Below are 14072 nucleotides of genomic sequence, written 5' to 3'. Positions count from 1 at the left end.
GGAAACTTCCCTGAATGATCGATAAAATATTTTAAATTGCTTTAAATCAGTCATAAGGCTCATTTCATTAAAGTTAAGGTTAACACGGGAACCGATTTTCCATCATCTGTTACCAGGCTTCCCGTTCAAGGCGCTTGTAAATAAACATCAACTGTTTCTGGGTCAGTTCGCCGATATTTTCATGCATCCAGTGAAGATCTCCGGAGGCAATGGCGGCTTTTGCCGCAGAATCCAGGGTATATTCCTTCAGGGCTTCACTGCTGTTTTCCATGAGCCGAATCCAGAATTTTTCATCTTCCGTTGTCCGGTTCAGCACTTTGAGCACTTCCCTTTTCTGGATGGAGGTGTTGTAAGATGCATCCAGGCCCTGTTTGAGCACCCGTTGTTTTTGCGCATCTTTTTTCAACGCGGCTGTAATGGCTGAACGGATCTGATCTTCGGTAAACGGTTTGGCAATGAAATCCCGGGCACCCAGCTTCATGGCCTCGACGGCCAGTGAACTGGTGGCATATCCGGTGATCACGATCACTTCAGTTTCCGGCTTGGTTTCCTTGAGCCGTTTGACCACCTGCATCCCGTCAATATCCGGGAGTCGCAGATCTGCCATCAGCAGGTCGTAATCATATTGCCCGATGGCATCCAGCGCACCGGAACCCGTTCCCTCCAGATCCACATCATAGCCTTGTTCATCCATGATCATTTTCAGGCCTTTGGCCACATTGAGGTCATCTTCCATCACCAGGATGTGGGGATGGGCCACTTCAATACGGCGGTCTGATTTCATTTCTTTTAACGCGGTCATATCTTACTCCTTTTATTTCATTGGTTGTTGTCCTGTGCCTTTAAAGAGCATATAACGTGCCACCTGGTCGTAAAAACAGCTTATCTTCAAAAAGACCAATAAAATAAATATGTTATGATGGATTTATTTGATGATGGTACGAGGGGCGGTTTTTATAGACAGGGGTATTTCGTATAATTAATTATACAATATAACTGGAGAGCTTGACCAGGCCGGGGAAGGGGAGGGCAGGAACGATATGTATAAAAAAATATACATTATATAAAAAAATATATGCCGGGTCAGTCAGATGATTTGTCGGCCACAATGCCGTGTTTTTTCATCATTGCTGAAAAATTTGACCGCTGCATGCCGGCGTTTTTAGCAGCCAGAGTGATATTTCCGTCGGCCCGGGATATGGCCTGGGACAGAAAAGCCGCCTCAATTTTTCCGAAATAGACCGTTAAAAATTTCTTTTTGGCTGCTTTCAGCTCGTCAAGGGTTTTGGGAGTCTGAATGTCGGGCACCCCTCCCTTTCGTTTGATCTCCAGATGGTCGGATAAAAAGCCCCGGCTCAGCTGATGGGTATCTGACATGATCACCAGGCGCTCCACCACGTTTTTCAACTGCCGCACATTTCCGGGCCACTCAAAATTCACCATCATTTCCAGGGCATCATCGGAAAATCCGGATATCTGTTTGCCCGTCTCACGGGAAAAGCGTTTTAAAAAATGGTAGGCCAGTTTGGGGATATCATCCTTTCTGGCTCTCAGGGGCGGGATATAGATGGGAAATACATTTAAGCGGTAGAACAGATCCTGGCGGAATTTTTTCTCTGCCACCCGTTTTTTTAAATCCATATTGGTGGCCACGATGATCCTGGCCCGGGTCTTTTGCACCTTGCCCGAGCCAATGGCTTTGAATTCGCCGTTTTCCAGGACCCTGAGCAGTTTTGACTGAATGTTCATGTCCATGTTGGCAATTTCATCCAGAAACAGGGTTCCTTCCGAGGCAATTTCAAAGATGCCGGGCCGGGTTTTATCGGCACCGGTAAATGCCCCTTTGACATGGCCGAACAATTCATTTTCCATCAAGGCGGGAGAAAAAGTATTGCAGTCCATGGCCAGAAACCGGTTTCCCGCCCGTTTGCTATGGGCATGAATGGCATTGGCAAACAGTTCTTTGCCCGTACCGCTTTCTCCATCCAAAAGCACGGTGCTGTCCAGGGCAGCCACGCGCTGGATTTTGTCAAAAATTTCTTTGATCTGATGGTTTTCTCCCACAATATTGTCAAAACTGAACCGGTCATAGAGCTGCTTTTTCAGCATCTTGTTTTCTCGGGCCAGGGTCCGGTTTTCCAGGGCTTTGGCCGTGGCTTTGATGATCTCTTTATCATCAAAGGGTTTGGTAATATAGTCGAACGCCCCGTTTTTCATCGCATCCACGGCATTTTCAACGGTACCGTGACCCGTCATGATGATCACAAAGCAATCCAGCCGCTTTTCATTGATCTGCTTTAATATGTCGATGCCGCTGATGTCCGGCAGCCGGATATCCAGAAGAACCAGGTCATAGTTTTGTTCGAAAAGTTTTTCAAGTGCTTCGCTGCCGTTCATGGCAGTGTCCACATCATATCCTTCTTCAATAAGGATCAGTTTGCAGCCGTTGCAGATATTGGGCTCATCATCAACGATTAAAATTTTGTTCAATTGGCATCCTCCAGCAGGCATTGCATCGATCAGTTTCTCAGGGTGGCCATGATTCGTTCCCGTGTGTCCAGCAGGGCAAAAACGTCCAGAATATCTTTGACCACCAGATCGGCGGCAGCCAGCGCGCCTGCGGCCAGGCCTTCTTCCTGGAGCACGGCAATCCCGATGGCGGCCTGTTTGAGCATGAGCACATCATTGACCCCGTTGCCCGCGCACAGGGTCTGGTCCGCCCCGAGGGCGGCAATAAACTGCTGCTTTTGCCGGGCCTGGTCCCCGGGAGAGATGATCACCACGTCACAATCGATGTCTGACACCTGCTGGGTGACAAACCCGAAGGTGTCCGCCGTGATGACATGGCAGGCCACCCGGCCGGCCAACGATTGGAGCGCTTCTCTGACCCCCGGGATCAGGACCCCGTCTATGGCAATGGTGCCGTTATAATCAAAAACCAGATGATGGATCTGTTTTTCCCCTGCACCGGGGATATTGATATGGATCATGATATTTTCCTGTTATGTGTGCCGTTCATTGTTGTCATCCAATAGGGAACTATACCAGAACAGGGCGGTCTGTCCAGATTCAAAATTCAAAGGTGCCGGAAATATGATATCCATCAATGCAACCTTGGGACATGGGTTGACAGGTTCCAGTATTCGGTTTATGGGTGTTTTATGACGAAATCGAGTGGAAATGAAAATAAAACCGGTTTGCCGGACTGCCCGGAAATTCACAATGAATAACAAAACGGCCATTGTTGTCATGGTAAAATATCCCCGGGCCGGATCGGTCAAAACCCGGCTCGGCAGGCAGATCGGCATGAAAAAAGCCTCGGAGCTGTACCGCGGATTTGTCAGAACCCTGCTGGCCACCTGCCGGTCAACGGGCTTTGACGTGGTGATCAGCTGTCATCCGGATCATCTTGTGTCCGATTATCAGGAATGGCTCGGCAACGGGGTTGGTTTTATGATCCAAAAGGGCGCGGACTTAGGCCATAAAATGCAGGATGCGTTTGAACAGAGCTTTGCCCTTGGGTTTGACCGGGTTATTCTGATGGGCAGTGATCTGCCCCATCTGCCGGGTGCCGTCATTGAAGCGGCCGCGCAAAAGACCGGGGCGTGCGATGTGGTGATCGGACCGGCCCTGGACGGGGGGTATTACCTGGTGGCCATGACAAAGGATCATTTTTTTCCTGACATGTTTGATGATATCCCCTGGAGCACGGCCAATGTGCTGGACATCACCCTGGAGAAACTGGCGGCAGCCCGGCGCAGGGTGTGTTTGCTGAAAGCCATGAGAGACATCGATACCCTGGCGGATCTGACGGCTGTTTCTGCGGGAACCGGGCTGTTTGTCAAATCTGATCCCCGTGAGACCGGATAAGGCGGCCCGGGATATGAACATTTCCGTCATCGTGCCGGTATTTCAGGAAGCCAAAACCATTCACGCGTTTCTGGAAACAGTGCAGGCGGTTTTTCCCGCACCGGTCCATGAAATCATTGTGGTGGACGGCAGTCCTGCAGGCGATACCCTTGCGGCAGTTGCCTTGCCCCAGGTCAAAACGATCCATTCCGGCAAAGGCCGGGCCAGGCAGATGAACCACGGCGCTGCCATGGCCAAAAAAGAGGTTCTGCTGTTTCTGCATGCCGACACCTTGTTGCCGAAAGATGCCCCGCAGTTGATAACAGATCTGCTTTCCGGAAACCCGGACCTGATGGGCGGCGCGTTTTCTCTGGGGATCGACGATGACCGGATTCCTTTGAAGATCATTGAATGGTTCGCCAATCTCAGGTCCCGGCTGACCCGGGTGCCTTATGGTGACCAGAGCATTTTTATCAGAAAACACTGTTTTGACCGGGTGGGCGGATTTATGGAGATTCCCATCATGGAGGACCTGGAACTGATGACCCGGATCAGAAAGCAGGGCTGCCGCATCCATATCCTGAAACAAAAATCCGTCACATCCTCCCGGCGGTGGAACAAAGAAGGGATTGCAGCCTGCACCCTTCGCAACTGGCTGATCCGGCTGTTGTATCATCTCGGGGTTCCGCCGGACCGGCTGGCAGCATTTTACAAATAACAGGATCAGACAGTCAAACGCATCAGGGAAAGTGTTTGCAAACATTTTGATGGAATTGCCCATTTTTTGAATAATCCATTGTTGTTTGTCTTTTTTGAGTTATACCCGGGATTCTGTAAAAGACTTTCAAAAGATAAAATTTTTTTTCACTTAGGCGCCGGGGCAAATTTCAGAGTCGTGAATACTCACCTTTCGGATAATTATCTGCAACCACATCTCCACCCTACATTACATCTGCCAGTCCTTATTTTTTGTAAATCAGATCTGGACAGCAATAATAGACAAAGGGCTCGTCCACTAAAAATTCTTTTGCCATTTCAGATCAGGTCCTATTGTGTGACAATTATCTTGTCCGGTTGACGACAATTAACTTGTCCGGTTAATCGTGGTAGAACCCCGACACTAAAATCCATCAAAACGGAGGTGTCGATGTCGGGTAAACCCATAACCGATCAACAGATAAGGATATACATGAGCACAAAAAATAAAGGGCATATTCAACAAACAGCAGCCGCAAAGGCTGGCATATCAGAACGTTCAGGTCGCCGCATTGAAAAAGGAGAAGTTACCCCTGGAGGTAAAGCCGTACGCCATTGGAGAACGCGTAAGGATCCTTTCAAAAATATCTGGGAAAATGAGATTGTTCCAATGCTGGAGCAAAATTTCGAGCTTCAACCGTTAACATTATTTGAACATTTTGCGATAAAATATCCTGATAAGTTTCAGAGTACCAAACTGCGCACATTTCAACGCCGGGTGAAAAAATGGAAAGCGCTCAACGGGACCGGCAAGGAGGTCATGTTTCGGCAAGAAAAAATTCCCGGGCGTATGGGTTTGTCAGACTTTACAAAGCTGAAAAAAGTTACCATTACGATCAATGGAGAGCCGTTGAAGCACCTTCTCTACCATTTCCGGTTGATTTACAGCGGGTGGTGTCATGCTAAAGTTGTCCTGGGCGGCGAGTCATTTACTGCACTGAGCGAGGGTTTGCAGGATGCATTCTGGCGGCTGGGAGGTGTCCCCATAGAACATCGTACCGACAGCCTTTCCGCAGCGTTTAAAAACATGGACAAGGATGCAAAGGAAGATGTCACCAGACGATACGAAGAATTATTCAGCCACTATGGCGTGATCCCGACACGAAATAATAAAGGAAAGGGGCATGAGAACGGTGGAGTTGAGTCACCGCACGGGCACTTGAAGAATCGCATCCATCAAGCACTGTTGCTCCGCAATTCTGTCGACTTTGAGTCTGTAAAGGCCTACCAGCAGTGGCTTGATATCATCGTTCGAGATATCAATGCCCGCAATGCCGACAAGGTTGCACAAGAGCATAAGCATTTGAAAGGGCTACCGCTCCAAAGAACAGTTGATTATACCGAAAAAGTAGTCAGCGTCAGCACCACCAGCACTATTCTGGTGAACCGCGTAATTTACACAGTTCCATCCCGTCTTATAGGAGAGAGGCTACGCATTCATATCTACCATGACAGAATTGAAGCCTACTTGGGAACGACCTACGTCATCACATTGTCCCGGCAATTTCCGCCAGATAATAACCGGCGGTCCCGCAGTGTCAATTACCGCCATGTGATCAATAGCCTGGAGCGTAAACCGCAGGCTTTTCGATACTCTCAGCTTCGGGATGACCTGTTGCCCAGTGATACTTACCGGCATATCTGGGAACAGCTGGACCAGAGGTTGGATCCCCGTGCTGCCTGCAAAGCAATCGTGGGAATTTTGTCTTTGGCCAACCGGACCGATCGGGAAGCGGAACTTGGTGATTACATCTTTAAAAAAATGACGGACGATCACATCCCGGCGCTTCATGAACTGCAAAAAAAATTTGACAAAAAGGAAGGTGTAATACCTGAAATCGATATAATGGTGGCCTCAGGAGAAGATTACAACATTCTGCTTTCCTCGCACTCACCTGCGGAGGTGTTCTGATGGCAAGCTCAGAAGCCCTTCCCGTGCTGCTCAAACAGTTACGTCTTTCAACCATCGCCCGATTATGGGAGAGCTTTCTCACCCGTGCTGAGGAGGAGCACTGGAGGCCGGCTCAATATCTGGCGGCCCTGTGTGAGCAGGAATTAAATGAACGTCACAGCCGTCGCATTGAGCGTTTTACAAAGGACTCCCGCCTTCCGATTGGTAAAACCCTTGTAACATTTGATTTTAGCCAGACACCTACAGTAAGGCCGGAAAGGATAGAGGCGTTGGCCCAAAACAGCGATTGGGTAAAGCGAGCCGAGAATCTTCTATTTTTTGGGCCCAGTGGTGTTGGAAAAACCCATCTGGCAGCTGCAATATCCCATGGCTTAATAGAGCAATCAATTCGGGTGCGCTATTTTACGACAACGGCACTTGTTCAAGAGATGCAGCAGGCCCGTGCTGATCTGCAGCTTGAAAAGTTCCTGGCAAAACTCGATAAATTTTCTGTCATCATTTTGGATGACCTGGGTTATGTTAAAAAAACGGATGCCGAAACCCATGTGCTTTTCGAGCTGATCGCCCACAGATATGAAACTGGAAGTATCATCATCACATCCAATCAGCCGTTCGGTGAATGGGACAAAATATTCACCGATCCCTCGATGACTGTAGCCGCTATCGACCGGGTGGTTCACCATGCGACTATTATCGAAATAGAGGCTGACAGTTTTCGTAAACGCCAGGCAATTTCCAGAAACATCAACACAAGCCTGGGGCAGGATCTTCCTTCCGGTGAATCATATACATGATGAAAAAAGGTGAAACAAAAAGGAATTTTGTCCGATTTTATATGGGGGCCAGCCCCCAAACCCCCGGGATTTAACGCATTGTGGACCAAAGCATGTAGGGCAGGCTGGCATTTGCCGGCGCTGCCCCATGCTTCGGTCACCGACCACGGCGCTCGGGGTGCTTCCCAGCAGTTGCCCTATCCTCCGGGTTGGTGGCGTGACAATATCACTGCAGGAAAAAATATCAAGACAACATTATCATAAAAAAAAGAGGGTCGGGAATTTTAACAGAAAATGAGCGGTTTTTTTTGTAAAGCGTAACACACTTTTCTATAGTGTCCTATTGACAAGCCTTTTAGAGCTTGCCTAAATCAATATGAGGGAATGAAATGCAGAGTAACCGTGGAGGATATAGAGGAAAACCAAAACAAAAATTACCCCCGCATCTCAAGCGGGTTCATGTGAATGTTCGTATCCAAAGGTGGATGCTCGACCAATTAAAGGCAAAAGGAGAACCCGGAATCATTTTGGAAGATATTTTGAAAAAGGCAGGTTTTAAATATTGTGAGGATCAGAAGGATTGATTAATCGTTTTGGGTTGTAGTTCCAAACAGGAATTTTTAATTGTCGTACAAGCAAATAATAATTGTCGTTCGTCAATCAACTATCGAGAAAAAACGTCAATTACAATGAAGGAGATTGGCATGATCATGAAAGATAAAAATTGCAACAAAAACAGATCGGAATTTATTCATTCAAAATTCAGTTATCAATATGGGAAAACCGGCCAAGATAATTGACGCGGACCGGACAAAGTAATTGACATTTGACAAGGTCCCGTGGATTAGATTATCAAGTTATTTTTTATATATCTGGCGATCGCCTTGTATGCGCCTCGTACTCAAGAAGATTTGGAAATGCCATGCCATTTTCAGTATATTTCAATGCGACATAAGCTGATGGAATTTCACCATATCTCACTTGGTCAACGCTACAATTTGAAAGTATTACAATCGGCTTTAAAAAGAGTTTAATGAAATGCCTTTTTCTATTATCGGACTCAATAACGACAACATCTGTTCCTTCATGTCAGGCATAAATCAGACAGAATTTTCTCTACAGAATTCAATCAACAACCATATATAGGGATGATGGAAAGGAGTTACAATCGCTGGATCAGATAAACAAATACCGGCAGGCGGCTTTCCTCTTTTATTTTGTAAAATCGTGGCAGAAGTTCTCTCTTCTTGGAAGTTTCCTTTAGCGGTGATATATACACTGCCCCTTTTGATTGTTTTTTAGAATCGGCATATTTTAAAAGGTCCGCCAAGGAGTGTTCATGCTCAGGTGATAAATTGTCTCCTGCGACGAAATTTCCAGTGACTTCTATTTGATCAAAGGCCGCATTGATTTCTATCATTTTTTCAAAGGCTTCTTTTGCCTGTTCAGAAGTAATCGGCTTACCGATCAGGGAGAGGGTCTCTGAATCAATGGATTCAAATCCAATATTAATATAAGTGTAAAAGGGTAATCGATTCAAATGTTCAAACAATGCCGGCTTCGCCTCTAAGAACGATCCAACACTGCCAAAGAGATACAAAAACGGCTTTTGATCCATGCGCTGCCTAAATCCAAATGCCTGATATGCCTCTTCTGCAGCAAAACAAATTAAATTCTCACCTGCGGCAAGGGCGTCATGATTGGCAAGGAATAGAGCATGATAATTGACTAAATCGTCACCAAAATGATCTTTCAAAGCCCTAAGCTGTTCATAGATATTCTCTTTTGATCTTATTTGAAATTTTTGTTGTGTTTTAACACAGCAAAATTTGCAATGATAAAGGCATCCATCGGCAATGGTCAAAGGAATGATATCATAATCTACATGCCGGGTATCAGGCGGAAGTACTGAAACCCGGCCGCCGATAATCTTGTTCAAATGCTGGGAACGTTCATAAAGAATCCGCTCATCGTTGACCAGTATCCGTTTTATAAGATCCTTTGCATGGGGGTACAATCCTTTTGAATTTGCCGTATACAGGTTGGCAAACAATTGAGACCATTCTGCTAATGCACTCATAACCACGGGATTGGAAAAATATTTAATTTCCCATACCGGGTTGCTGGAATAGGGCAAACAAGGCAGATAATATTCCCCCATCCAGGAAATAATCCCATCATCGCCGCTTTTATCACCAACAGTATAATAGATCCAATCATTTCCGGCTGTCCGCTTAAATTGCTCGGCTGGATGCGGCCAGTCAGGCTTAAGTCCACGAATAGATTTGATCTCACCGTTCAGATTAAAGCAAAACTCAAAATCCGGCGTTTTGATTTCTGAATATTTACCAAATCGCAAAGGAAAGCTTTGTTTGACCAATTTATCAGGGCCTGCTTTTTCAACACTGATAATTAAATGCTGCTGCTGAATAAAATTCATCTATTTCCTTTTTATCATCGTTTGCGAAAACCGATGCCCAGATGCCCAACCACCAAATAAGCGGTATCATCCGCTTCATTTGGCTTGTTGAACAGTCGTTATCCCTTTTTGGACAAGTTCAGCTAAAAACCTGGAAAACGGTTTTATATTCTTTTTTACGCTTGCTTCTTCCAAGGTGGCCATGTATTCATTTCGGGTTTCAAGTGGAATGACTGTCCATGGATAGCCGCCACTGGCCAACATGACATTCATCAGAAATCTTCCCATGCGACCATTTCCATCAATATAAGGGTGGATATATACAAAGAAAAAGTGACCTAAAACGGCTTTTACAGAAGGTTCTTCTTCATCGTTTAATAGAGAGAAGAATGCAGGCATAAGATCTCGCACAGCTTCGTATCGGGGTGGCACGTGCCTTGATTTTCGAATATAGACAGGTTGATTTCGGTACCCGGCAAGGTCGGATGCAGATATAAGACCAGCGTTTACACTTGGGGCAAATAATTCTCTATACCATACGGAATGATCTTTACTTACCACCGCACCTGGCAAGCTTTTATTCAGAATTTTTTCCAAACTTTTCTTCACTGCCTGAAAAGCTTGCCAGTAACCACGGGCAGCCAGGGCATTTGCGTACTCTTTATCTTTGTGGTTGATTTCTGGGTCCCAGCTTCCTGTGCGGACACGTTCAATCAGCCCCTCACTCACATGATATCCTTCAATAGAAAGCGAATGATAGGCATCAGTCAAATATATATCATCAACATGTTTAAGATATTCATCAGTGTTCTGGTTTAATGAGGGCGCCTGCGGAAAGTTTTCAAGGACAATACCGCGCATATCCGCCCAGTGCATCCGTATTCGGTTGACGTACGGAGAAATCTTGTGTTCACGAAGAATAATAGCGGGTTTTTCTTCAAAGGGGTCATTTTCCGTAGTGCGGAATCCCGCATCTCTCATTGCGCCAATGATATTGTCTGCAATAACATTTTTCCCAATATTTCGGAAAGCTCCTGCAAGCCTTCCGGCTATAGTGCTATGCCCACCTTCAAGGAGCTTGTGCAGGATTTGAGAAGCATCAGAGATCATGGAAAGTGCAGCGCGGGCCTCTATAGCATTATTTGAATAATAGCCGGGAGCACAGGAAATCAGAGCAGCGGTCAGGGTCATCATTCGTATGTTTTCCTTGATTTCCATATCATTCCTGTCCGGCAGGTTCAGGCGAACGTCCATTATCGAGGTTTCATGAAGAAGAAAGATTGGCTTGTTCCCGCCTTTTGGAGTGCGGACAAGAAGTTGACTCGGCACGTTCCAGTTCCCGCTATGAATGCTCAATGATTGTTCAGGGGAAAGACACCATTGATTGCCAAACCTTGATTTAAGATAATCACCACAAAAGCCCCAAAATGATGCATACCAGGCGGTGCTTTCTCCAGTCTGCTCTTCAGGGCTGACTTGAATATACCATCCTTTCATCACTTCTTTGACGAACCCGCTTCTGACAAGGCGTTCTCGGTGGGTTCGTGTTATGTTTTTTGTTTGGATTGCAACAATACCTTCGTCTTGTAGTTTTTTCAAAACAGCGAGAGATTCTGCAAGCTTATCTTGTGGTGTCGGCATTATTGACCTATATGTAATGTGTCATTTTTAGATTATCAAGCTTTATTGTTTTTAGGTTTTTGTGTCAAGCGATTTTTAGGTTATTATGTTGTATTATTTTTAGGTTTTTGTGTTACAATTGCGCCTAACGTTAAGATAAGCTGCGACCGCACAGCCAAAAAAAATCCCCGATGTCAGCTTCATCTTATTTGTTGACGAACCCGATTTATCGGGTGAGTCTTTCACGATGTTGGCCCCTTGGGTAAAAGCAATGAAACCCTCTCCATCCGCCCGCCAGGGCTTCGTCCAACATGAGGCTAAGCGGCCCGGCCGAAGTGGCACTGAGCAACGGATTATGACAGAGATTTCCAAATGCCACATGGCCGCCGGGTCCGCTTGAGCCGCTCGTTGAACGAAGCCGCTCCGCGGCGGAAAAAGCCAAAATATTGTATACTCCTCTTTGGGTGATCAATTCGGCCACCTGAAATTCATTTAATTTTACAAGGAGTATACCATGAAACAGTCTGAAGTAAATCGTTTTAACAGACTTTATGAACGCCAGTTAAAGACTCTCAAGCTTCAAGGAAAAGCTCAGAAAACCATTGATGCGTATGCCCGATCGATTCGCCGGACCAGGGATTATTTTGACTGCTGTCCGGACAAACTCAAACCGGAGCAGCTTGAAAATTATTTTGCCGATCTGGTAGAATCCCACTCATGGAGTACAGTTAAAATTGATCGCCTTGGGCTTCAGCATTTTTGGAAATATGTGCTGAAGAAAGAATGGAACTGGGTGGACATTGTCAAGCCTCCCAAGGTTAAAACCATCCCGGATATCCTCACTCCGTCGGAGGTGGAAAAACTGATCGCTGCAACCCGAAAACTGCGTTACCGGGTATTTCTGCTGACAACCTATTCCATGGGGCTTCGCCTGGGAGAAACCCTGTCTCTTCAGGTTGGAGATATCGATGCCTCGCGTAAGCTCGTCCATATCCGCAGAGGTAAAGGCCACAAAGACCGACTGGTACCGTTGCCGGATCTCACGTTGACCGGTTTGCGCGAACTCTGGAAAAAACATCAACATCCTGCCTTGCTTTTTCCCAATGCAAACGGGTCACCTGAAACCATACAAAAAGCAAAATCCCATATGGACCGGGGCGGGGTCCAGAAAGCCATGCAGGTGGTAGTTGCTGAATGCGGTATTAAAAAAAAGTCTCTATCCATTCCCTTCGCCACAGCTTTGCCACGCATCTCCTTGAAAAAGGCTTAAGCCTTCGTCACATTCAGGCCCTTCTCGGCCATGCCAGCCCCAACACAACGGTGCGGTATGCCCATATCACCAAGGTCACCGAAAAAGACAGTCTGACGACCATCAATGATCTGGTCAACACCATTCATGTGAATTTCTGGAAGGTGTAACCATGAAACTGGCTTCTGTTATCAGTGAGTACTACGATGCATTTCTGGCCCGGTACAATGACATGGTGCTGCCCAGTCACATGGCAGCATTGGACCGGATACGCCACTGCCGAACGCCGGAGGCGGGTGAGGTCTATGTGGGCTGTTCCGATTGTAATCATACCGACTGGCGCCCAGTGTCCTGCGGCCACCGTCATTGTCCTCAGTGCCAGAACCATGAAGGCAGCCAGTGGATAGACCGGCAGCAGAACAAACTTTTGCCGGTTCAGTATTTCATGGTGACCTTTACATTGCCATGCGAGTTCAGAGCAGTGACATACCGTCACCAGAAAATCGTTTATGCCATCTTGTTTTCATGTATAACCGATATTCTCAAGGATTTTGCCCGAAATTCCCGGCATCTTGGCGCTGAGATCGGCATGACCATGGTTTTGCATACCCACAACAGGAAACTGGATTTCCATCCCCATGTCCATGTGGTTGTTCCCGGGGGTGGTGTGGACAAACTCAGGCGCCAGTGGAAAAAGAAAAAAGGCAGGTATCTGTTCAATCATAAAGCACTGGCAAACGTCTTCCGTGCCCGTTTTCTCGATGCCATGAACAACGCAGAGTTGCCGATTCCCAAGGGGGTTCGGCCGGAATGGGTGGTTGATTGCGCGAATGTCGGAAAAGGCATTACCGCGTTGAAATATTTATCCCGGTATCTGTACCGGGGGGTGATCAGTGAAAAAAACATTGTTTCCAATGAAAATGGTCTGGTGACGTTCAAATATGTTGAAAACAAGACCGGCGAGATCCGGTATCGGACCCTCACGGGAGAAGCCTTTTTGCATTTGATCATGCAGCATGTATTACCCAAAGGGTTCCGACGGGTAAGGGATTACGGATTTCTTCACAGCAACGCAAAAAAACTGCTGTTTCTGGTTCAGCTGATTCTGCATGTCAAGATCAACAAAAGCAAACTGCGCCCAAGGCCGGTTTTCAAATGTCCCTGCTGTAAATCACCGATGAAAATAATCGGTTTTCGGCCGGCAGGGTGGGTCCCGATATAGCAGCAGTTTTGGCAATCACCCGGAGTAAACTCAGAAAACAAGGAGGCGGTTAACACCATGAAATAATCTGATTTTGTTGAAAGCCTGAAAAAGGCTGCCGGTCTTCTACGTCCTGAGAAACCCAGAGGTCATGCGAAGGTTCTTTCTGAGCAGCACCTCAAAAAAGATATTTTCTTATAATATGGTCCCCATCCCATCATGTCCGGGCTTGTTCAACAACCGGATAAGATCCTGGTTCGCTCCGCTCACACGATCTATCCTTATTCGTTAGC

General features: G+C 46.6%; 13 protein-coding genes. 8 read left to right on the top strand and 5 right to left on the bottom strand.

Annotated features, from left to right (window positions below; genetic code table 11):
- Positions 1-109 precede the first annotated feature (109 nt).
- The 3 genes from DPO_RS02590 to DPO_RS02580 all read right to left on the bottom strand — a co-directional run bounded on the left by DPO_RS02590 (position 110) and on the right by DPO_RS02580 (position 2990).
- Positions 110-802 (bottom strand): response regulator, encoded by a 693-nt coding sequence (locus tag DPO_RS02590; RefSeq protein WP_006964090.1) that lies wholly within the window; start codon positions 800-802, stop codon positions 110-112.
- Between the two features lie 281 nt (positions 803-1083).
- Entirely contained in the window at positions 1084-2490 is a 1407-nt protein-coding gene (locus DPO_RS02585; RefSeq protein ID WP_006964089.1) for a sigma-54-dependent transcriptional regulator, read from the bottom strand.
- Between the two features lie 29 nt (positions 2491-2519).
- The gene (locus DPO_RS02580; protein ID WP_006964088.1) at positions 2520-2990 is read right to left on the bottom strand and encodes an HAD family hydrolase; all 471 of its coding nucleotides are present in this window, start codon (positions 2988-2990) and stop codon (positions 2520-2522) included.
- Between the two features lie 232 nt (positions 2991-3222).
- On the opposite strand from DPO_RS02580, the gene DPO_RS02570 reads away from it, so the two are divergent.
- The 5 genes from DPO_RS02570 (at position 3223) to DPO_RS02550 (ending at position 7874) form a co-directional block, all read left to right on the top strand.
- On the top strand, positions 3223-3870 hold the full coding sequence (locus DPO_RS02570; protein ID WP_006964087.1) for a TIGR04282 family arsenosugar biosynthesis glycosyltransferase: 648 nt from the start codon (positions 3223-3225) through the stop codon (positions 3868-3870).
- A gap of 13 nt (positions 3871-3883) precedes the next feature.
- A complete protein-coding gene (locus tag DPO_RS02565) occupies positions 3884-4567 on the top strand; it encodes a TIGR04283 family arsenosugar biosynthesis glycosyltransferase (protein WP_006964086.1) in 684 nt (227 codons plus the stop codon).
- A 429-nt stretch (positions 4568-4996) separates the two neighbouring features.
- On the top strand, positions 4997-6517 hold the full coding sequence (istA, locus tag DPO_RS02560; protein ID WP_006964085.1) for an IS21 family transposase: 1521 nt from the start codon (positions 4997-4999) through the stop codon (positions 6515-6517).
- Positions 6517-7311 (top strand): IS21-like element helper ATPase IstB, encoded by a 795-nt coding sequence (gene istB / locus DPO_RS02555; protein WP_006964084.1) that lies wholly within the window; start codon positions 6517-6519, stop codon positions 7309-7311. Before istA ends, istB begins: the two co-directional genes overlap by 1 nt.
- Before the next feature lie 368 nt (positions 7312-7679).
- Positions 7680-7874, top strand: coding sequence for a hypothetical protein (locus DPO_RS02550; RefSeq protein WP_006964083.1), 195 nt, complete (start codon positions 7680-7682; stop codon positions 7872-7874).
- Between the two features lie 578 nt (positions 7875-8452).
- Here DPO_RS02550 and DPO_RS02545 read toward each other — a convergent pair.
- The gene (locus DPO_RS02545) at positions 8453-9730 is read right to left on the bottom strand and encodes a radical SAM protein (RefSeq protein ID WP_006964081.1); all 1278 of its coding nucleotides are present in this window, start codon (positions 9728-9730) and stop codon (positions 8453-8455) included.
- A 75-nt stretch (positions 9731-9805) separates the two neighbouring features.
- On the bottom strand, positions 9806-11350 hold the full coding sequence (locus tag DPO_RS02540) for a Fic family protein (RefSeq protein ID WP_006964080.1): 1545 nt from the start codon (positions 11348-11350) through the stop codon (positions 9806-9808).
- Positions 11351-11843: 493 nt separating this feature from the next.
- On the opposite strand from DPO_RS02540, the gene DPO_RS02535 reads away from it, so the two are divergent.
- The 3 genes from DPO_RS02535 to DPO_RS02530 are packed head-to-tail and all read left to right on the top strand — an operon-like array spanning position 11844 to position 13800.
- The gene (locus tag DPO_RS02535; RefSeq protein ID WP_006964079.1) at positions 11844-12599 is read left to right on the top strand and encodes a site-specific integrase; all 756 of its coding nucleotides are present in this window, start codon (positions 11844-11846) and stop codon (positions 12597-12599) included.
- Positions 12548-12748 (top strand): tyrosine-type recombinase/integrase, encoded by a 201-nt coding sequence (locus DPO_RS26665; RefSeq protein ID WP_201765599.1) that lies wholly within the window; start codon positions 12548-12550, stop codon positions 12746-12748. Before DPO_RS02535 ends, DPO_RS26665 begins: the two co-directional genes overlap by 52 nt.
- 2 nt (positions 12749-12750) lie before the next feature.
- On the top strand, positions 12751-13800 hold the full coding sequence (locus DPO_RS02530; RefSeq protein ID WP_006964078.1) for an IS91 family transposase: 1050 nt from the start codon (positions 12751-12753) through the stop codon (positions 13798-13800).
- Positions 13801-14072: the final 272 nt, after the last annotated feature.

This window comes from Desulfotignum phosphitoxidans DSM 13687 (assembly GCF_000350545.1).
Taxonomy (GTDB): Bacteria; Desulfobacterota; Desulfobacteria; order Desulfobacterales; family Desulfobacteraceae; genus Desulfotignum; species Desulfotignum phosphitoxidans.
This window is presented reverse-complemented; position numbering and strand designations above follow the sequence as displayed.